We start from the raw sequence: 18699 nt of genomic DNA, 5'->3' as shown, positions 1-18699 counted from the left end.
GGGAGATTCCAAAGGTTGACGGTTATGACTTAATGCTACTTATTAAGTGACGGTGAGTTTAGGCAGGTCGCTCCTGATTGTGCCAAACCCGCTGGGTCGGTGCTATATGCAAAAAATTAGACGGCTCGCCAGGGGTTTGCAAGGGAAAAGCTCTCATGATGCAATCTGCCGATCCGATATGGGTGCCTTATGGCAGGCAAAAATGAATTGTTGGCTGAGATGAATCCCAGTATATTGCAAGCTCGAGTCGTATGCCGTAATTCCTCGCGACCCATCCTGTGATCAGGGGGGTGCCGTTTTCGTCTTGATCGCAGCGACTCCTATCTGAAAACGGAGCAGCTCATGGCTAAGCGTTTCCTACTCTTGGGGCTGGCACTGGCATTGGCCCCGACCCTGCATGCACAGCGCGATTTTCCATTTCCTTCCGACGAATATTTCGGGGGCGGCATCGGCTATACGCCCACCTTCATGATGTTTGATCTGGCGCAAACGTTTCCGTTCAATCCCATTGACTTGAAGGCCACCGAAACCGGCCTGCTGGGGTCGAATGGTCTGGGCTTCAGCGACTCCTCCATCGCCGCGTTAGGCAATATGCTGGTGATCCACGGGGCTGAGGGCTTTGGCAATATCACCGGCAACTGGCGCGTGGGGGCCTACGTGGGGCTGGGCTCCAAGAGTATTACCCGCGTTGATACGGCTGGCTTGCGGGTCGATCTCAAGCTGGCGCTCATGACCGCCAGCGCTTCCATCGAGCTGGTGATTCCGCTGTTCAGTAACCTTGAGATCGCCGCCGGGTCCCTGTTTGGGGCCAGCCGGGCCATTGTACAATTTGCCAAATCAAAAGATGAACCGGGCTGGGAGAATCAATATTCGTTTACTGATATTGACAGCAGTAATTATGCTGTCGCACTGTCGGGGACTTTCTTCAGCTTTCAGCCCTATGTGGCCGTCAAACTGCAATTTCTCAATCGCGTAGGTTTGCGCGTGAGCGGCGGCTATCACGTAGGCATCCTGCCCCAAAACCAGTGGACGCTGAATGGCTTTCGCAAGATCCAGGCCACCAGCGATAGCAATTTCAATGCGTTTGCCGTGCGGGTCATGCTGTATATGGGGATATAGCGCGTCTTGGCCACCATGAATGCAATGACGGAACAGCTGTGAAAAAGCAACATTATTGGATCGTTGGCGCCCTGTTGAGCGCAGCAGCTCTGAGCCTGCTGGGAGGCAAGCTGCTCTCGCAGACTGCGCGGCGGACAAGCGATGTGTACCGCAAGATCACGACCCTGAACGAGATTATCGGTCTGGTGAACAAGCACTATGTGGACCCCATTGACTGGGATGCGGTGATGGAAGGCGCCTTCGACGGATTGCTGGAGAATCTGGATCCGCACTCCAACTACATCCCGAAAGAGCAGTTTGCCACCATTGCAGAGGAGTTCGCGGGCAGGTTTCAGGGCATCGGGATTGAGTTTGACATTATCGATGACTGGATTACTGTGATTACCCCGGTCGTGGGTAGTCCCTCTGAGCGTGTTGGGCTGCGGCCTGGCGACAAGATCGTGGAGATTGACGGTAAGTCGGCCCACAAATTCACCCAGGATCAGGTGATGCGCACCCTGCGAGGGCCCAAGGGGTCAACCGTGAACATCAAGGTGCGGCGGCCAGGTCAGGAGCGGCCCCTCTCCTTCACGATCGTGCGGGACGACATACCCATATACAGTGTGCTGGCGGCCGTCATGCTGGACGAACGGACCGGCTACATCCTCATCAACCGGTTCTCCAGCACCACGGCTGAAGAAGTGGAGGCTGCCTTGCTAGAGCTGGAGGCCCAGGGAATGTTGCGCCTCCTGATCGACCTGCGGAACAACAGTGGTGGCTACCTGGAGCAGGCGGTAGAGATCGTGGACAAATTTATCGGCGTACGGGACACGCTGGTCTTTACGCTGGGCCGCGAAGCCAGTTTGAATCAGGTCCACCTGGGGCACCGGGCCGGTACCCACCCCGACTATCCCATTATCGCTCTTATAAACCGGGGGTCCGCCAGCGCCAGCGAAATCGTGGCCGGCGCGCTGCAGGATTTGGACCGTGGCCTCATCGTGGGGGAGACCAGTTTCGGCAAAGGGCTGGTGCAGCGACAGTGGCGGCTGAACGATGGCTCGGCACTGCGGGTTACGGTGGGGCGTTACTACACGCCCAGCGGGCGGCTGATCCAGCGGCCCTACGGTGAGGGTAGCGACAAGTATTACCAGGACCTGATGACGCGCAGCAACGACCCGCGGGCCCTGGACTCGCTGAAGGCCACCCTGCCCCAGTACCGCACGCGATCCGGGCGAGTGGTGTACGGTGGCGGCGGCATTATGCCGGATGAGTCGGTCCCCTGGGACCTGAAGCTCACAGACCAGACGCTACGGCTGCTGAACAACCCCGAGCGGCTTTTTTACCAGTTCGCCGAGCAGTTGGCACTGGACTTAAAAGGCAGGTATGACGACGTTGATGAGTTCGTGGACAGCTATGACCTGGGGCCGAAGGAGAAGCAGCAGCTAAGCGCATGGCTGGTTGGCAAGGGCGAGGCCGTTGAAGAGCAGCCGCTGGAAACGGACTGGCCCTACATTTCCAACCTGGTAACCAGCGAAGTAGCGGGGTTGCTGTGGGACCGGGCAGCCATGTACCGGGTCCGGCTGGAGCGGGACAATCAGGTACAGGCGGCGCTGAAACTGTTTGATCAGGCCCGCAAACTTCTGGCCCAGCGGTAGGGTCATTACGAATTGACATTCTCTGCGGGATTTTTTAACATGCTGCGCTACCAGCAAGCAGCGAAAAGTTTTGTGACCGAGTCGAGGTTTGGGGTGACAGCGCATAAGGAGGTTTTTGTTAAATGTTAGAATATTTTCTCCAAGGCGGCGGCTTCATGTGGCCTATCCTGGTGGCGGGCATCGCGGGGATAGCCTTTTCAATTGAGCGCCTGTACCACCTGTTTTCGGGCAATGTGGATGTGGAGAGCTTCACTGCCGATGTGTCCGGGACCCTGAAGCAGTCCGGGATTAAGGCGGCCATAGCCAAGTGCGATGAGGCCGCGGGGCCGGTGCGCAACATATTTCTGGCGGCGCTGGAGCGCATCGGTCTGGGGGCGTCGGAGGCGGAGAAGGCCATTGAGGCCCGCGGCACCCTGGAGATGGCCAACCTGGAGAAAAACATGGCCTGGATATCGTTCTTCATCGGGACGGCCCCCATGCTGGGCTTTCTTGGCACTGTGGTGGGTATGATCAAGGCTTTCGACGACATCAAGGAAGCCAACGACATCAGCCCCGCAGTGGTGGCGGGCGGAATCTCAATTGCTCTGCTCACAACAGCCTTCGGCCTTATCGTAGCGGTGATTCTGCAGTTCTTTCAGAATATCGCCCTGAACAAAATCGAGAGCCATGTCGTTGATATGGAGAAGGGGTCCGAGGCTCTGGTGGAGACCATTATGGACCTGGACCGGGAGGGCGCACTGAAGGCCTGACCGGGACAGGCGGCAAGATTCAGCCATGCTTCAACGTAAACGAAAAGGACTGGCGGAGATTCCCTCCGCTTCCATGGCAGACATCGCGTTTCTGTTGCTGGTATTTTTCCTGGTGACCACCACCATCAGCATGGACAAGGGCATCGGACTGGTGTTGCCCGCCATCGGGGAGGTCATTGAGGTCAACCCCAAGAACATTACTAATGTGCTGGTGAATGCCACGGGGCAGGTGCTGCTGGATGATGAGCTGGTGCCCCTGAATCAACTGCGCAACCGAATCTCCAACCAACTGGCGCAAAACGACAAGCTGATCGTATCGGTGAAAACCCACCCCCAAACCAGGCACCAGATTTACATCGATGTGCTGGACCAGCTGAAGCAGGCTGGGGCCACCCGCATCTCCATCGCGGAGCCCGATTTCTAAGGTTACGCTGGCCCTATGAAGTTCGCCAAGAAAACCAGTGCCAAGGCCGAGATTCCCACCGCCGCCATGCCCGACATTATTTTCATGCTGCTGGTGTTTTTTATGGTGACCACGGTCCTCAGAGAATATGAGGGACTGCCCCTCACCCTGCCCACCGCCACCCGGATTGAGAAGCTGCAATTCAAGCGGCACACCACCCACGTGTGGGTGAGCAAGGCGGGCCTGGTGTCTATCGATGACAAGCGCGTGTCGATGCGGTCGGTGCGCAACGTCGTGTATGCCAAAGTGGCTGAGGACCCGAAGCTGATCACCTCACTCAAGGCGGACCGGGACACCCCCATGAGGCTGATCTCCGCGGTGCAGCAGGAGTTCCGGCATGCCAACGCTCTGAAGGTCAATTACGCCGCCAGGCCGAGGGCCGACTAGCCGTGGCCATCTATCAAGATGAGTTTGCTGCGCGCTACCCCCTGCGGGTACGGTTTATCACCGCCGGTGTGGTGGGGTTCCTCGTCGTCATACTGTATGGATTTCCCCGCTTTCTCGGCGAGGAGAGCGTCGCGATTGAACGCATTGATGAAGTGGTCGAGACCATTGATATTCCTCCCACCCAGCAGTTGGAAATTCCCCCGCCGCCGGCCCGCCCCTCCATCCCGGTGGAGTCGGAGGAGGACATCGCTGAAGACATCACGATTGAGGAAACGGAGCTGGAGAGCTTCGACTGGGATGCCCCGCCCCCACCCCCGGACGAGGGTCCCACCATCAGATTTATCCCCTACGACGAAGCCCCGGTACCCATTGGCGGCTACCTCGCCATTCAGAAAAACGTGCGCTATCCCGAGATGGCCCAACAGGCAGGGATCGAGGGCTCGGTGATCGTTCAGGCGTTTGTGGACGCCAAGGGCCGGGTCACCGAAACGGTGATCTTGAAGGGAATCCCCAACACGGGATTGAACGAGGCCGCTGCTGAAGCCATCCGGCGCACCCGGTTCCGACCCGCCAAACAACGGGACAGGCCGGTGGCCGTGTGGATATCCATCCCGGTGAATTTCAAGCTGAAGAACTAGCCCCCCGGCCAAGACCGCCCTACTGCTACTGCGTGAGAGCCGCTTCCCCGCTCAAGATCGTGAGCTGTCGGCGCACCAGCTCCATCACCACGTCCATTTCCGTTAGTTTGTAGCGTTCTGCCGAGAGAATGGGTCCGACGCGGACAGTGACCGGTCCGGGCCGGATTAGCCAGGACGATTTGGGCTTGAAACGGTAGGAGCCTTCGATGCCGAGGAGGACAATGGGAGCGCCCGTGTTGAGGGCCATATGGAAGCCGCCCTTCTTGAGCGGGCCCAGCTTCCCGTTTGTTGTGCGGGTTCCCTCGGGTAAAATACCTACATGGTAGCCTTTTTGCAGACGGTCTTCAGCAGCTTCGATGGCGGCCACGGCGGCTCCAGGGTCGCTCCGGTCGATGGGAATGACATCAAAGCGCTTCACAATCCAACTCCAGAACGGATAGTTCATCTGCTCGGTGGCCATGACCCCGGTGAACTTGTCCTTGGTGACAGCGGCCAGCACAAACATGTCGATGAAACTGGCGTGGTTCGACATGAATATATAGGCCTGGTCGTTGGGAAATTCGCCCTCCACTCTGAGCTGCACGCCCAGCGACCACAGCAGCACCCGGCAGAATAGTCGCACCACCCGGAACTTTACGGAGGCTATGGGAACAAACGTACTCAGTATCACGATCGTCCCCCCGATGATGAAGATGACGTAGCCGAAGGTCCAGCGGAAAAGCGATACAAGGACCTGCTTCATGCGGCAACCTCAGGGAGCGCAAAAGGGCTTTTGAGAAGGGGGAAGAGCTTGTGGTTCGCCTTGGGAAAGGCGAAGCGGGACAGTTCCGCCAGCCGTATCCACCGGACCTGCGTGCAGCCCAGCGGTCGTGCCTCACCGTCCCGACTGATGCAGTGGTAGGCGTCGAGAGTGATGGCGAAGTGAGTATAAGTGTGCCGCACCGTCCCGATGAAGGGTCCCACCTCAACGGCGAGGCCCACCTCTTCCATAATTTCCCGCCGGACCGCTTCCGCCGACGTTTCCCCCGGCTCCAGCTTGCCGCCGGGGAATTCCCACAGACCGCCCAACAGACCGTCCGAAGGGCGACGGCAGATGAGTAGCTCGTCCCCCCGCCAGACCACGCCCAGCGCCACGGGAACCAGGGGAATGGGCTTACGGATCTCACGTCGGGGGAAGCGCTGCACCTGGTTGCTCAGGTAGGCCCCGCAGTGGCGGGAGAGGGGGCATTGCAGGCAGTGGGGTTTTTGCGGGGTACAGAGGGTGGCCCCGAGGTCCATGATGGCCTGATTAATGTCACCGGGCCGGGTGTGCATGAGGGGGGCCATGCTGCTCTCGGCTACCCTGGTGAGGGCCGGCCCCGTTTGGGGCGCCTTCAGCAGCCGGGCGAGAACGCGCCGTAAGTTCCCGTCCACAGCCGGAAGGGGATCGCCGAAGCAGATGCTGCGCACAGCGGCAAAGGTGTACGGGCCGACGCCGGGCAGCTGACGAAAGGATTCGGGGCTGGTGGGAAACTGTCCGCCGTGATCCTGCTCGATGGTGTGGCAGGCGGCGTGGAACTGGCGGGCGCGTCGGTAGTAACCCAGCCCTTCCCAGGCCTTGAGCACCTCGTCCTGACTCGCCCGGGCAACGTGACCGATGGTGGGGAAGCGCTCCAGCCAGCGGCGGTAGTAGGACTTGACCGTATCCACCTGGGTCTGCTGCAACATGACCTCAGAGAGCCAGACGTGGTAGGGGTCCGGGTCGCCGCGCCAGGGGAGCCGGCGCTGGTGGTGCTGGTACCAGTCCAGCAGCACGCGGGCGATCTCTGCGGGAAGGGCGGTCATCTGGTGCGTTGCTGCAACATACGCCAGGTCAACTCTTCCAGGTGCTGACCGAGGCTCTCCTGTCGTTTCCCGTCCAGACCGGCCAGCAATGTTTTGACCTCGTCATCCAGGCTATCGGAGAGCTGTCTGTAGAGCGCCTGGCCCTCCTTGGTGGGCACCACCCGGCTAACGCGTTTGTCATCAGCCGCCGCCTCGCGGCGCACCCATTGCCGCTGGACCATCTTGTCTGCAATCCGGCTGATGGTGCTGATGTCCAACCCCAAGCGGTGAGCAAGTGATGATAGGGGCAGTCCGTCTACGGGGAGATTCAGCAGGACCTGCGCCTGGGTCAGGCTCAGCCGGTGCCGCCGGGAAACGCCCCGCATGAGCGCCTGGAGCTGGCAGGCCAGGTCCCGAAGGATGCCGGTCATGTGCATAGTTGCAGATTACAACCTCTACCCGACCTTATCAAGGTTGGACAGGTGGTGGGCCAAGGCAGAGATGGTGGCGGGTGTGGTGCCGCAGCAACCGCCGATCATGCGGGCGCCAACTGCGAGCCACTGGTCCACATTGACCAGGAATTCATTATCCGGCACAAGTTCATCCAGGGTTCCCTCCACAGTGGGTTGCGCCCGGCCGGCGTTGGCGTACACACCGAAGGGCAGGCTGGTCATCCGTGCCAGCGCCGCCACACCTAGTCGGGCTACCGGCAGGGTGACGCAGTTGATGAGCACGCCCTGCGCCCCGCCCTGCTCAGCGTCGGCGATGGCCGCTGACAGGGGGGCACCACCCCATAGCCGCAGAGCGCCGTCCACCAGGAACGAGACCAGGGTGGGCAGGCCCGTGGCGGTGGCTGCCCGCAGGGCGATGTTGGCCTCCGCCAAGGTGATGTGTGTCTCCAGCAGCAGCAGATCGACACCATCGTGAGCCAACCAGCCCGCCAACTCGCCGTAGGTGGCTGCCGCCACCCTGTCGCCGGGATAGGCGCCGGGACTGTAACAGTCCCCCACCGGTGCGACAGAGCCGGCCACCAGGATCCGCTCGTCCGCTGCCTGGCGGGCGAGGCGCACTGCCAGACGGGTTGCCCGCCGGGCCCGTTCGCGGGCGTCGGCTTCGGCGGCGCCGGCCAATTGATAGGTGTACGTGGTGGTGCGGAAAGAGTTGGTTGTAATGATGTGGGCGCCCGCGTCGCGGTAGTCGCGATGAATGGCGCCCACGGTGTCAGGGTCCGAATCCAGGGCTGCAGCAGACCACAATGGCAGCGCAGTTCCGACGCCCCGGTGAGCCAGCTCTGTTCCCAGCGCGCCGTCGAGCAGAAGCGTGCCAGAACGTGCGAAAAGTTCGCTCAGCGAACTCATGGCTCGGGGAGACACAGCATGTGACCACAAGCTAGACTATACGCCTGTGGTACGTCCAGTAGAAAGTCGTGTTTGCGCCACGCGGCCGGGTGGTCAGGGTGCCCGTCGCGATTGGGCGCGCCTGGTACCGAATTTTCTGCGGCCAACGGCTACGAAATGGTTTAGATTTGGGGTCCTATGATAGGTCTAAGATACATTGGCGCGGCTGTCGCGATTCAGGATGAATATTCTACCATAGACGGGTGGCAACCATGACTGACTCGTTCCGCGACCACTTTCTCATCTCCATGCCGCACCTTACGGATTCGTTCTTCGAAAAGACGGTGATCTACATTTGCGAAAATGATGGAGCAGGCTCCATGGGCCTGGTGATCAACCGGCCCCTGCCCCCTGCCCAAGGGAAAACCATTCTGCAGGCCTTGGGCATAGACGCTGGCGGGGCGTCGAGCGCCATCAAACGGATCTATTATGGCGGGCCGGTTCAGCCCAATGTGGGACTCGTGCTCCACTCACCGGACTACGAGATTGAAGGGACCATCGCCATATCTGGCGAGACATGTCTGACCACCAGCGCAGAGATCATGAAGGACCTTGAAGCTGGACGGGGTCCCGAGCGCTTCCGGTTTACCATGGGTTACGCCGGTTGGGGCCCCGATCAGTTGGAGGGGGAAATCGGCAGCGGCGACTGGCTGGTGATCCCCGCCGATGCAAACTTCATGTATGAAAAGGCGGATCACGCCAAATGGAAGGATGCTGCCCGTCAATTCGGCATTGAGATTACCCAGATCTCCGGCTTCGGCGGCTCGGCCTAGGGTCGTCCAGCGGCTCGAGAAAGGCCTCTGCGCCCCGAGGTCTCGCTGGCAAGCCTGTCTGGTGGCCGCCGTGACCCTGGCCGGTGCCTTAGCGGCTCAAGTCGACCCTTACGCCGCGCTACCCCGCCATCACATTCGGCCCTCAGACCTGCCGGCGCCGTATCACAGCCGCTCAGTTGTTAACCCCCCCAAAGTAGTGCCCCAGCCCAAGGGGGCGCTGGTGAATGTTCCAGCCGGGTTCAGCGCCAGGGTTGTTGCTGAGGGATTCAGCACACCGCGCGGCATGGCGCTGGCTCCCAACGGTGACCTATTTCTCACCGAATCCAGTGGTGACAGACTGACGGTGCTGCGTGACGAGGACGGCGACGGACTGTTCGAGCACCGATGGGTGTTCTCCAGCAGGCTGGACAGGCCGTTTGGCATCGCCTTCATCGATCAGTGGGTTTACGTGGGCAATACCGGGTCGGTGGTTCGTTTCGCCTATGAGCCAGGGCAGACCAAGGCCAGTCAGCGCCCTGAGAAAATCCTGGATCTGCCCACGGGCGGCCACTGGACCCGGAACCTGCTTCACCAGGCCGAGGAGAACAAGCTCTATATCAGCGTGGGGAGTCGCAGGAATGTGGCCGAGGAGGGGCCGTATCGGGCGGCCATTCTGCGGTGCAACCCCGATGGCAGCGATGTGGAGATATTCGCATCGGGCTTGCGCAATCCCGTGGGGCTGGCCTGGGAGCCACGCAGCGGAACCGTGTGGACCTGCGTCAATGAGCGTGACGGCCTGGGGGACGATCTGGTGCCTGACTACGCAACCCACGTGGAGGAAGGCGCGTTCTACGGCTGGCCCTACAGCTACATCGGGGCCAACCTCATGCCGGGCTTCGCCCAGCCCCGGCCCGGGCTGGTAGAGCGCGCCGTGGTGCCTGACGTCCTGTTCCAGGCTCACTCTGCGGCGCTGGGGATGGCTTTTTATACTGCCGCCCAATTTCCCGAGCACTTTCACGGCGGCGCGTTCGTGGCGTTTCACGGCTCATGGAACCGCAAACAGCGCACCGGCTACAAGGTGGTCTACCTGCCGATGGATGAGCAGGGACTGGCCCTGGGATACTATGAAGATTTCATGACCGGCTGGGAGGATACATCATCCTCGAAGACTGTCTGGGGCCGGCCTGTAGAGGTGCTGGTAGACAGGGATGGCAGCCTGCTGATCACCGATGACGGCAACGACAAGCTATGGCGGGTCATTTACACTGGAGCGGGTGCGCGGGACGACTGAATCCACCGGGCTGGGCGGGCGGCCAGAGCCGGCAACAAGTGGCGACCACCCCTATCCGCAACCGGGCGCTGGGCGGTGGTCTTACTCTCCCGCCAGGGTTTTCTGGTCGCTGTGGATGAGGGGCACAAACCGAACTGCCAGATCTTCCTTTCGCACCAGCCTATTTTTCTGCCGGGTATAGATGACTAACTGCTGGTCGTATAAGGCGTGCCCAATGGGGATGACCAAACGGCCACCCTCCACCAGCTGGTCGAGGAGGCGGGCGGGAGCCTTGTCCCTGGCCGCCGCGGTGACGACGATGCCGTCGAAGGGCGCGGCTTCCGGCCAGCCGTCATGGCCGTCACCGAGCCGTAGATGCACGTTTTTGAATTGCAGGTGCGCCAGCAGTTTTCGCGCCCGGACATAGTGTTCGGCGATAATCTCGATGGAGTGAACTTGCCGGCACAGCATGCCCAACAGGGCGGTCTGATAACCCGAGCCGGTGCCGATTTCCAGCACGCGGTGCGAGGCCTGGGGCGCCAGCAGGGTGGTCATGTAGGCAGAGATGAAGGGCTGGGAAATGGTCTGTCCATGGCCGATGGGCAGCGGCCCGTCGCGGTAGGCGTCTTTCGGCTTGGTGTAGGGCACGAACAGGTGCCGGGGGAGCGCCCCGATGGCCTGCAGTACACGCTTGTCACGGATACCGCGGCCCAGGATTTGCTCGGTCACCATGCGATGCCGAAGTGCAGCCACATCGACAGGCTTTGCCATGATGGTCAACTTACACAGTGGAGCGATTTTTGGCAATCGTCCCCTTGTGCCCGCAGACTTGGCGCCGGGCCTCGCTGTGCCTGAATCAGCTGCAGGCCTAGCCAGCGAGTGATGCACTTCAGTCTGCTTGCACTGGGACGTTGCCTGGTTGTCTTTACGACGGCACCCCTGGCCGCACAGGCCGTACTGGTGGGCTACGCTAGCCTGCCTGCCGACACTTTTCGTGACGGGCCGCCCAGCACAGACCAGCCCGACGGCCGGTTTCGCAGGGCACCGCTCCAATGGCAGGGACAACCGGTACAGGGCATCTCCAGCCTGCGTCCGGTGGCGGACGCTGCCGGTGAGCAAGACGGGCACGGCTACAACCACAGCTTCTGGGCGTTGAGCGATAACGGGTTCGGGACGCGGGCCAACTCGGCCTCCTACCTGCTGTGCATCTACCGCCTGCGCTTCCACTGGAAGACGGCCAGCGGGGGCTCTGGCAACGTGGAACTTGTGGAGACTGTGGAGCTGCGCGATCCGGAAGGCAGGGCGGGATTCAAGATTCGGCGGGCGGACGAACCGCAGCGCAGGCTCACGGGGGCCGATTTTGACCCTGAGTCCATGGATGTGGCGGACGATGGCAGCTTCTGGATAGGCGAGGAATTCGGCCCCTACCTGCTGCATTTTTCCCCCTCCGGTATATTGCTCTCGCCGCCCATCTCCGCGGTGGTGGTAACCAGCAGGGGCGAGATCGTGGTGCGGTCGCCCGACCGGCCGGGGTGGAGAGGCGCCAATCTGGCGCGCAGCCGGGGCTTCGAAGGGCTGGCCTGGCTACCTTGGGGGCGGGTTCAGCTGTTGCTTGAAGGCCCACTCAGAGGGGAGACGCCGGATTTGCTGCGGCTGTTTGAATATGTTCCGGGTGCGAGCAGGGTTGTAAGCACAGCATGGCGTTATCCATTGGCGGACCCCGACCACGCCATCGGCGAACTGAGCTACTGGCCGGAGCGTGAACATTACCTCGTGGTGGAGCGGGATGGGGGTCACGGCCCACAGGCCCGGTTCAAGCAGGTATTTGGCTGGCAACCCACGGAGACAAAGCGGGCCAAGTGGCTGCTGGCCGATCTGCTGGATATCTCCGACCCACACCGACTGGCTAGTGACAGTGGACGTTTTGCCCTGCCGTACGTTACGATCGAGTCGGTGCAACCCATGGGTGATCGCACTCTGCTCATCTGCAATGATAACAACTTCCCAGCCACGGGCGGCCGGGCCGCAGATCGCCGGGACGAAACGGAGTTTGTGCTGCTACAGGTAGAATTTCCGCCGGATAAGCCTTAAACTCCCCCGTCCTATGGCCGCTGGGAGGCGTCCCCGAGGACAGGTGGACGAGGGACGTAGAGTAAGAGGATCATGCCCAAACTGTACCGCTCAGCAACGGATCAGAAAATTGCCGGCATTTGCGGCGGCCTGGCCGAGGTTTACAACGTGGACGCCAATCTGGTCCGGCTGGCGGTGGTGTTCCTGGGATTGGTGACCCAAGTGGTGCCGGTGGTGGTCACCTATCTGGTGGCGTGGATGCTGTTGCCGGAAGGACCGTCGGAAGAATAGACATGGTTCCGCCGGCCGCTTTCACCAACCGCCCTACGACCCTATTGCTGGCCCTACTGACCCTGGCTCTGGGATGTGGCAACAAAGGCGAGCTGCCAGGTGCCACCGGCGATGGGGCCGAGCTGCCGGTGCGGTTGGTGCCGGGCTTCTACTCGGCGGCGGAATCGTATTTCTCGCCCGATGGTGAGCGCCTGGTGCTCAATGCGCGGCTCATTGAGGGCGAGACTGAGTACCACGTTTACACGGTCAATCTCGACGGCACCGACATCCGTCGCATCAACAGCCTGGGCGCGGACGCCTGTTCCTACTACTTCCCCGATGGCCGGCGCCTCATATTTACATCGACCCGCGATAACCGGCAGTTGCCCAGGGGCGACTATTCCGACCCCACCAACTACCCCACCGGGGCGGAGCTTTACACCTGCAGCACCACCGGTTCCAATCTGCGGCGACTGACGCGCAACGCGCAATACGAGGCGGAGGTGTCACTTTCTCCAGATAGCCGCTGGGTGCTGTTCACCCGCATGACGGCCGGGAGACTCGACCTGTGGCGCATGCGGCCCGATGGCAGCGACCCCTTTCAGATTACCTCAACACCAGACCTTCAGGAAGGCGGAGCCTTTTACCTGCCGGCAGGCAAACGCATTGTCTATCGAGCGTGGAAGCGGGAGGACCAGGGGCAGCGAGATCTGCCAATGACCATCTATACCATCGGCCATGACGGTGCCGACCGGCAGCAGCTGACGCACGACGAGGGACTCAACTGGGCACCGCACCCCTCGCCAGACAGTGTTCATATCGTGTTCGTGAAACGGCTGCCGCCCGGCAATTTTGAGGTCTACTTGATGAATATGACCAGCGGTGAGCAGACGCGTCTCACCTACAGTGAGGCCTTCGATGGCTTTCCATCGTTTTCACCGGATGGCCACACCATCAGCTTTTCCTCCAGCCGCGACTTGCCCGCGGAGAGCCGGCGGTTAAGCATTTATCTGATGGATATCCAGGGGCTGCTGAAGGAGATAGCTCCAAGTTGAACGGCCGCTAAGCAGGCGGCTTTCCGCTAGTCTTTTTGTGCCTCCGCCAAGGCCGTGCGATACCAGCTATTGTCAGGATCCATCTTGACGGCTTTGCGCAGGGCGCGAACCCCCCGTTTCTTTTCTCCGGATTCAATATAGACCTGGCCCAAAACGTAGAAAGTATAGTGCGAGTCGGGATAGTGCTTGAGGTTTTCCTTTAGCACGGCCACGGCGCCGTCGGGGTCCTCATGCTGTTCCACGAGCCCCTCGGCTTGGCTCACCAGTGCATGGGGGGCGAAATCGTAAACGGCGCGGCCATAGTACTCCTCACGCAACTCGCCATAGCGCCGCAGCAATTCTTGCGCACCACCTACACTGTAGGCATCACCCAGCGCGGCTCGCAGGGTCACGGGCACGCTGTTCCCGTGGTGACAGGTTAAGCAGGTAACCTCGGTCAGATCCGCCAGGGCACGGCCGGTCTTGCTGGTGAGCGTCTCATTGATTTGGGCAACCATCCCCAACATGACACGGGCCACGCGTTTGGTTTCGTGATCATCGGCGGCAAAATCCACATCGGAGAAACGGTCACCGTCAGTGCCCACGTGGCAGTGCAAACAGCGCACCCCCAGTGAGCCGGCGAAGTTCCGCATGACCCCGATGAGCTCCCCCCGGTTGATGTCTTGAGGCAGGACCTGCAGATTGGTGAAGGTGCTTGGAATCTGTGCCTGAACGGCGGCCGCCAGCGCCAGCACGAGGACCGGCAGCAGGGGCAGCCGGCGAACTAATAAAGCCATGGTACGACTCCTTTGGATTAGATAGGGGTCTAACGGTTGGGGCCGGGGGAGGGTTCCCGGTACCGGAGCGGTACGGGTCAACTCTCCCTTCCCCTGAATAGGCGAATATGTGTATCTTCCAGCTATGGCAACCGCACTCACTGACAGGTCCCCGGGCCAGCTGCAGGGCGCTGAGCTCCTGCGCCATATCGCCACCGATTTCCTTGGGCTGGAGACCCACTACCCCCTCGCCGGCGGCGGGTCGACCAGGCGGGTCTATCTGGACTCCACAGCCTCCACCCTCATGATGGGGACGGCCTATCGGGGGCTGTCCACTTTTATGCAGCACTACGCCAACACTCACAGCCTGTTGCACAATAGTGCCAAGCTCGCGACCAGCACGTACGCCTGGGCCCATACCCGCATTCTCCGCTTTGTGCAGGCCGATCCGCAGAAGTACACCTGTTTTTTTACGGGCAGCGGAACCACGGCAGGGATTAACCGGCTGGCGCGGATTTACCGGCAGCTGCGGCCGGAGCGTGATACGGCGGTGGTCTCCATCATGGAGCATCACTCCAACGACCTGCCCCACCGCAAGCACCTGGGCCGGGTGATCCATATTCCCGTTCAGATGGAAGCTGACGGCATGGGCTGCGTCGATACGGAGGCGCTGGAACGCATTTTGGAGGCCGAACGGGGGCGGGTGAACTATGTCTCTGTTACGGGGGTCAGCAATGTCACGGGCATCATTAACCCCGTGGATGAAATCGCCCGGTTGGCACACAGGTATGACGCGTTAGTGCTGGTGGACGGCGCCCAACTGGTGGCACACCTGCCGGTACAGGTTTCGGGGCATGACGATCCCCTCCAGGATATTGACGCGCTGGTTTTTTCAGGGCACAAGACCTATGCGCCCGGTTCGCCCGGCGTGGTGATTGCCCGCAAGGATCACCTGGCGAAACTGGAGCCGGAGGAAGTGGGTGGGGGTATGGTGGAGCGGGTATTCGCCGAGCGCTACACCACGACGTCCGTTTTCCCGGACCGTGAGGAGGCCGGCACGCCCAACATCCCCGGTGGGGTGGCTCTGGGGCTGGCCATTGAAGTGCTAGACCGAATCGGCATGGAGTTCCTGGCGGAGGAGGAGAAACGACTCATTGACTATGCCATCAAGCAGCTCGAAAGTGTGCCCGGCGTGGAAATCTACGGTTCCACCGACACGGTCACCTGTCCCAGAGCCGCTTCCATCTCGTTCAACGTGGAGAACCTGCACCACTCACTGGTGGCGGCGATCCTGAATGACTACCACAATATTGCTGTGCGCAATGAATGTTTCTGCGCGCACCCCTACGTCATCGAGATGATGTCCGAGCGGGCCGCCGAATATGTGGCCATGAGTGATGAGGAGTACGCCGCGTCCAAAACGCCCAAACCGGGCATGGTGCGAGCCAGTTTCGGTTTGTATAGCACTACCGAGGATGTGGACGCCCTGGTGACGGCGCTGGCGGATATTGTCAAGAACATGAACCAGTACCGTCCCCACTACCGCATCGGGGACTCCGACCACGAGTACCATCACGATACCTTTTCCCTGGACCAGGAGGGGCAGTTCTCTATCCGCCAGCTTTTGGATGAGGCTCTGCAGCGGCCGGCTACCGGTGGTGATTCCGGTAGCGAGTCGGGCTGAGACATTCTACAGCGCATTTCTGCCCTGAGGGCCGGGGAGCATCATGGCCAAGCTGACGGTTCCGAGATATCCCGTCCTGCTATGTTTACTGCCCCTCATCGTGGCGGGACAAACGGCCGACCCTCTTCCAGCACCTTTACAAGCAGACAGTGTAACCGCCAGCCGGATGGACTCATCACTGGTGGGGCCGCTGTTTCACAATCCTCCGGTGGCGATCCTCAATGACCGGCCGTTCCGGGTCGACTTTTTTGTAGCCTTCGACGACACCGCGCTGGAGCGTGTGAGCCTGCTGCTCAGGAAAGAAGCTTCCCTGACCTACCGGGAAATCCCCCTCGAGGGAGAGTACAACCGGTACCAGCACGTGCTGCCGGCAGACGAACTCACCGGCAGTGTTCTAAACTACTACTTCCTGGTGGACCGCAAGGACTACGGTGTATGGGCCTATCCTACCGGCCCGGATGGGTCTATCCAGCCCTTCGTCATCGACCTGGTGCCCCCCACCCTGGAATTCTTCCAGAAACGCTACTATGATTAAGCCGGTTCGCAGCCGCATCGCCAAGCTGCGCAGTGCCATTGACGAGCACAACGTGGCCTACTATGTGTATGACAGCCCGGTAATCTCAGATGGAGATTACGATGCCCTGATGCGGGAACTGGGGGACCTGGAGGCTGAGCATCCGGAGTTGGTCACGGCGGACTCACCCACCCAGCGGGTGGGCGCCACGCCACAGGCGGAGCTGGCCTCGGTTCAGCATCGGCTGCCCATGCTCAGCCTGGAAAACGCCATGGGTGCGGACGAGTTGCGGGCGTTTGACGAGCGGGTTAAGCGCAGCCTGGACACCACTGGAGATATTGACTACGTCGTGGAGCCCAAAATGGATGGGCTGGCCGTGGAACTGGTCTACGAAAACGGATTATTTGTCCAGGGATCCACCCGCGGCAACGGCGTCACCGGCGAGGACGTCAGCGCCAATCTGCGAGCGCTGCGGGCAGTGCCCCTGAGCCTGAGCCCAACTGTCCCGCGCCCCGCCCTGCTGGAAGTGCGGGGCGAAGTATTCATGAACCGGGACGGGTTCGAAGCCCTTAACCGCAAGCGGGCCGCGGCCGGGGAGCCGCTGTTCGCCAACCCCCGGAACTCGGCCGCCGGCAGCCTCCGCCAACTGGACACCCGCATTACCGCCGCCCGACCCCTGCGCCTCTACTGCTACGGCCCCGGTGTGGTTGAGGGGCGGGCTTTTCGCAGCCAACTGGAGTTTCTGGCGAGCTTGCCGCGGTGGGGCCTGCCGGTGAATCCCGACCATCGCCTGTGCCACGGCATGGATGCGGTGCTGGCCGCTTTCGCCGAGCTTGAAAGCCGGCGCGATGACCTGCCGCATGACATTGACGGCATGGTGGTGAAGGTCAATGACTTTGCCAGCCAGCAGGCGCTGGGGGCCAGGAGCCGCTCGCCGCGCTGGGCCATTGCAGCCAAATTCGCGGCCCAGCAGGCTACCACCGTGGTGGAGGATATTCAGGCCAGCGTTGGCCGTACCGGCGCCATCACGCCCGTGGCCCAGCTGCGGCCTGTTAACCTGAGTGGCGTGACCGTGAGCCGGGCGACGCTCCACAATCAGGCTGAGGTGGACCGCAAGGACGTGCGCATCGGCGATACGGTGCTGGTGCAGCGGGCCGGGGACGTCATACCCGAGGTGGTGCAGGTCATTCCCGGGCGCCGCCGCCGGGGCGCGAAGCGCTACCGCCTGCCCACCCGCTGCCCGGTATGTGGTCACGACATCTACCGCCCGCCGGACGAGGCCGTGGCCCGCTGCGTGAATTGGGCCTGCCCGGCGCAGGTGATCGGGCGGTTCCAGCACTTTGTTTCCAAGGGTGCCCTGGATATCGAAGGGCTGGGTGAAAAGCTGGTGGCCGGCCTCATCGCCAGCGGCAGGGTGCGGACGGTGGTGGACATCTTCCGTCTCACCCATGACGATCTGGCGACGCTGGAGATCGAGCGCACCGTTCACCTGAAGGACAAGGGCGCGACCAAAAAACAGGTGGCGCTAGGCGACAAGGTGGCCGCCAAGCTGCTGGCAGCCATTGAATCGGCCAAGCAAACGACCTTTGCCCGGCTGGTCTACGGGCTGGGCATCCGCAACGTGGGGGAGCATGTGGCCCGGGTGCTGGAGCGCGCCTTGGGCGGCGACGTGGAGCGTTTCCTCAATACCAGTACCGATGAGCTGGAGGCCATCCATGAGGTGGGCCCCATTGTCGCGCAGGGAATTGTGCGCTTTGTGCAGGATGAAACCAATGCGGCCCTCGTACGGGAATTACTGGCGGTGGGCGTGCGCCCGGTGGCTGTTGAGCCGGCCGAGGAGGCGTCCCAGCCGCTGGCGGGGCAGACATTCGTCTTCACCGGAACGCTGGAGCTGTTCACCCGGCAGGAAGCCGAGGAGCGGGTGGTACGGCTGGGGGGCCGGGCGGCCACGTCGGTGAGTAACAAGACCCGTTACCTGGTGGCGGGACTGGGAGCCGGCTCCAAGCGGGCCAAGGCAGAACAGCTGGGGGTGGAGGTGCTGAGCGAGGAGGCGTTTGTGGAGCTGGTAAAAGAGCGCTAGTCCATCGCCGGCGCACAGACACTGGCGCGTTAGCTCCCTACATGATTTCGACTCATTCC

The 18699-nt window shown here is 61.4% G+C and carries 20 protein-coding genes; 14 read left to right on the top strand and 6 right to left on the bottom strand.

Translation table 11 applies throughout. The features are described 5' to 3' along the window. The first annotated feature begins 342 nt into the window (after positions 1 to 342). From IH971_02845 to IH971_02820, 6 genes are all read left to right on the top strand, one after another. Positions 343 to 1119: a hypothetical protein gene (locus tag IH971_02845; GenBank protein ID MCH7496772.1), complete on the top strand. Its 777-nt coding sequence runs from the start codon at positions 343 to 345 to the stop codon at positions 1117 to 1119. 38 nt (positions 1120 to 1157) lie between these two features. Next, positions 1158 to 2753, top strand: a complete 1596-nt coding sequence (locus IH971_02840) for a S41 family peptidase (protein ID MCH7496771.1) — start codon at positions 1158 to 1160, stop codon at positions 2751 to 2753. A gap of 122 nt (positions 2754 to 2875) precedes the next feature. Further along, positions 2876 to 3502: a MotA/TolQ/ExbB proton channel family protein gene (locus IH971_02835; protein ID MCH7496770.1), complete on the top strand. Its 627-nt coding sequence runs from the start codon at positions 2876 to 2878 to the stop codon at positions 3500 to 3502. A gap of 25 nt (positions 3503 to 3527) precedes the next feature. Further along, entirely contained in the window at positions 3528 to 3926 is a 399-nt protein-coding gene (locus tag IH971_02830) for a biopolymer transporter ExbD (protein MCH7496769.1), read from the top strand. Between the two features lie 15 nt (positions 3927 to 3941). After that, positions 3942 to 4352 (top strand): biopolymer transporter ExbD, encoded by a 411-nt coding sequence (locus tag IH971_02825; GenBank protein ID MCH7496768.1) that lies wholly within the window; start codon positions 3942 to 3944, stop codon positions 4350 to 4352. A gap of 2 nt (positions 4353 to 4354) precedes the next feature. Continuing rightward, positions 4355 to 4990, top strand: a complete 636-nt coding sequence (locus IH971_02820) for an energy transducer TonB (GenBank protein MCH7496767.1) — start codon at positions 4355 to 4357, stop codon at positions 4988 to 4990. A gap of 25 nt (positions 4991 to 5015) precedes the next feature. Here the strand turns inward: IH971_02820 and IH971_02815 are convergent, their stop codons facing one another. From IH971_02815 to IH971_02800, 4 genes are read right to left on the bottom strand one after another with little or no spacing between them, the layout of a single operon-like run. Beyond that, positions 5016 to 5732 (bottom strand): 1-acyl-sn-glycerol-3-phosphate acyltransferase, encoded by a 717-nt coding sequence (locus IH971_02815; GenBank protein ID MCH7496766.1) that lies wholly within the window; start codon positions 5730 to 5732, stop codon positions 5016 to 5018. Then, positions 5729 to 6814 (bottom strand): A/G-specific adenine glycosylase, encoded by a 1086-nt coding sequence (gene mutY, locus IH971_02810; GenBank protein ID MCH7496765.1) that lies wholly within the window; start codon positions 6812 to 6814, stop codon positions 5729 to 5731. Before mutY ends, IH971_02815 begins: the two co-directional genes overlap by 4 nt. Continuing rightward, the gene (locus tag IH971_02805) at positions 6811 to 7224 is read right to left on the bottom strand and encodes a MarR family transcriptional regulator (protein MCH7496764.1); all 414 of its coding nucleotides are present in this window, start codon (positions 7222 to 7224) and stop codon (positions 6811 to 6813) included. Before IH971_02805 ends, mutY begins: the two co-directional genes overlap by 4 nt. A gap of 24 nt (positions 7225 to 7248) precedes the next feature. After that, entirely contained in the window at positions 7249 to 8151 is a 903-nt protein-coding gene (locus tag IH971_02800; protein ID MCH7496763.1) for a homocysteine S-methyltransferase family protein, read from the bottom strand. A gap of 251 nt (positions 8152 to 8402) precedes the next feature. Between IH971_02800 and IH971_02795 the strand changes: the two genes are divergently transcribed. Beyond that, on the top strand, positions 8403 to 8963 hold the full coding sequence (locus IH971_02795; protein ID MCH7496762.1) for a YqgE/AlgH family protein: 561 nt from the start codon (positions 8403 to 8405) through the stop codon (positions 8961 to 8963). Further along, positions 8902 to 10233 carry a sorbosone dehydrogenase family protein gene (locus tag IH971_02790; GenBank protein ID MCH7496761.1) on the top strand — a complete coding sequence of 444 codons (1332 nt, stop codon included), beginning with the start codon at positions 8902 to 8904 and terminating at the stop codon, positions 10231 to 10233. The genes IH971_02795 and IH971_02790 overlap by 62 nt, the downstream gene beginning before the upstream one ends. 81 nt (positions 10234 to 10314) lie before the next feature. Here the strand turns inward: IH971_02790 and IH971_02785 are convergent, their stop codons facing one another. Continuing rightward, positions 10315 to 10983, bottom strand: coding sequence for a protein-L-isoaspartate(D-aspartate) O-methyltransferase (locus tag IH971_02785; GenBank protein MCH7496760.1), 669 nt, complete (start codon positions 10981 to 10983; stop codon positions 10315 to 10317). Positions 10984 to 11091: 108 nt separating this feature from the next. On the opposite strand from IH971_02785, the gene IH971_02780 reads away from it, so the two are divergent. The 3 genes from IH971_02780 to IH971_02770 all read left to right on the top strand — a co-directional run bounded on the left by IH971_02780 (position 11092) and on the right by IH971_02770 (position 13607). Further along, positions 11092 to 12303: an esterase-like activity of phytase family protein gene (locus tag IH971_02780; protein MCH7496759.1), complete on the top strand. Its 1212-nt coding sequence runs from the start codon at positions 11092 to 11094 to the stop codon at positions 12301 to 12303. A gap of 72 nt (positions 12304 to 12375) precedes the next feature. Then, positions 12376 to 12573, top strand: coding sequence for a PspC domain-containing protein (locus IH971_02775; GenBank protein ID MCH7496758.1), 198 nt, complete (start codon positions 12376 to 12378; stop codon positions 12571 to 12573). Positions 12574 to 12575: 2 nt separating this feature from the next. After that, positions 12576 to 13607: a PD40 domain-containing protein gene (locus IH971_02770; protein ID MCH7496757.1), complete on the top strand. Its 1032-nt coding sequence runs from the start codon at positions 12576 to 12578 to the stop codon at positions 13605 to 13607. A 26-nt stretch (positions 13608 to 13633) separates the two neighbouring features. On the opposite strand, the gene IH971_02765 is transcribed toward IH971_02770, so the two are convergent. After that, positions 13634 to 14383, bottom strand: a complete 750-nt coding sequence (locus IH971_02765; GenBank protein ID MCH7496756.1) for a c-type cytochrome — start codon at positions 14381 to 14383, stop codon at positions 13634 to 13636. Between the two features lie 124 nt (positions 14384 to 14507). Between IH971_02765 and IH971_02760 the strand changes: the two genes are divergently transcribed. From IH971_02760 to ligA, 3 genes are all read left to right on the top strand, one after another. Continuing rightward, a complete protein-coding gene (locus tag IH971_02760; protein ID MCH7496755.1) occupies positions 14508 to 16046 on the top strand; it encodes an aminotransferase class V-fold PLP-dependent enzyme in 1539 nt (512 codons plus the stop codon). Between the two features lie 166 nt (positions 16047 to 16212). After that, on the top strand, positions 16213 to 16581 hold the full coding sequence (locus IH971_02755) for a hypothetical protein (GenBank protein MCH7496754.1): 369 nt from the start codon (positions 16213 to 16215) through the stop codon (positions 16579 to 16581). Beyond that, complete coding sequence (gene ligA, locus IH971_02750; GenBank protein MCH7496753.1) at positions 16574 to 18640, top strand: NAD-dependent DNA ligase LigA; 2067 nt, start codon at positions 16574 to 16576, stop codon at positions 18638 to 18640. Before IH971_02755 ends, ligA begins: the two co-directional genes overlap by 8 nt. The last annotated feature ends 59 nt before the right edge of the window (positions 18641 to 18699 follow it).

Source organism: Candidatus Neomarinimicrobiota bacterium (assembly GCA_022560655.1).
In the GTDB taxonomy this organism is placed as follows: domain Bacteria; phylum Fidelibacterota; class Marinisomatia; order SCGC-AAA003-L08; family TS1B11; genus JADFSS01.
This window is presented reverse-complemented; position numbering and strand designations above follow the sequence as displayed.

Excerpts from the sequence above, each read along its gene's own strand:
- IH971_02815 (MCH7496766.1), bottom strand. The coding sequence starts at position 5,732 with ATGAAGCAGGTCCTTGTATCGCTTTTCCGCTGGACCTTCGGCTACGTC.
- IH971_02800 (MCH7496763.1), bottom strand. The coding sequence starts at position 8,151 with ATGAGTTCGCTGAGCGAACTTTTCGCACGTTCTGGCACGCTTCTGCTC.
- IH971_02765 (MCH7496756.1), bottom strand. The coding sequence starts at position 14,383 with ATGGCTTTATTAGTTCGCCGGCTGCCCCTGCTGCCGGTCCTCGTGCTG.
- IH971_02830 (MCH7496769.1), top strand. The coding sequence starts at position 3,528 with ATGCTTCAACGTAAACGAAAAGGACTGGCGGAGATTCCCTCCGCTTCC.
- ligA (MCH7496753.1), top strand. The coding sequence starts at position 16,574 with ATGATTAAGCCGGTTCGCAGCCGCATCGCCAAGCTGCGCAGTGCCATT.
- mutY (MCH7496765.1), bottom strand. The coding sequence starts at position 6,814 with ATGACCGCCCTTCCCGCAGAGATCGCCCGCGTGCTGCTGGACTGGTAC.
- IH971_02775 (MCH7496758.1), top strand. The coding sequence starts at position 12,376 with ATGCCCAAACTGTACCGCTCAGCAACGGATCAGAAAATTGCCGGCATT.
- IH971_02770 (MCH7496757.1), top strand. The coding sequence starts at position 12,576 with ATGGTTCCGCCGGCCGCTTTCACCAACCGCCCTACGACCCTATTGCTG.
- IH971_02825 (MCH7496768.1), top strand. The coding sequence starts at position 3,942 with ATGAAGTTCGCCAAGAAAACCAGTGCCAAGGCCGAGATTCCCACCGCC.
- IH971_02795 (MCH7496762.1), top strand. The coding sequence starts at position 8,403 with ATGACTGACTCGTTCCGCGACCACTTTCTCATCTCCATGCCGCACCTT.
- IH971_02755 (MCH7496754.1), top strand. The coding sequence starts at position 16,213 with ATGGACTCATCACTGGTGGGGCCGCTGTTTCACAATCCTCCGGTGGCG.
- IH971_02835 (MCH7496770.1), top strand. The coding sequence starts at position 2,876 with ATGTTAGAATATTTTCTCCAAGGCGGCGGCTTCATGTGGCCTATCCTG.
- IH971_02790 (MCH7496761.1), top strand. The coding sequence starts at position 8,902 with ATGCTGCCCGTCAATTCGGCATTGAGATTACCCAGATCTCCGGCTTCG.
- IH971_02760 (MCH7496755.1), top strand. The coding sequence starts at position 14,508 with ATGGCAACCGCACTCACTGACAGGTCCCCGGGCCAGCTGCAGGGCGCT.
- IH971_02785 (MCH7496760.1), bottom strand. The coding sequence starts at position 10,983 with ATGGCAAAGCCTGTCGATGTGGCTGCACTTCGGCATCGCATGGTGACC.
- IH971_02805 (MCH7496764.1), bottom strand. The coding sequence starts at position 7,224 with ATGACCGGCATCCTTCGGGACCTGGCCTGCCAGCTCCAGGCGCTCATG.
- IH971_02845 (MCH7496772.1), top strand. The coding sequence starts at position 343 with ATGGCTAAGCGTTTCCTACTCTTGGGGCTGGCACTGGCATTGGCCCCG.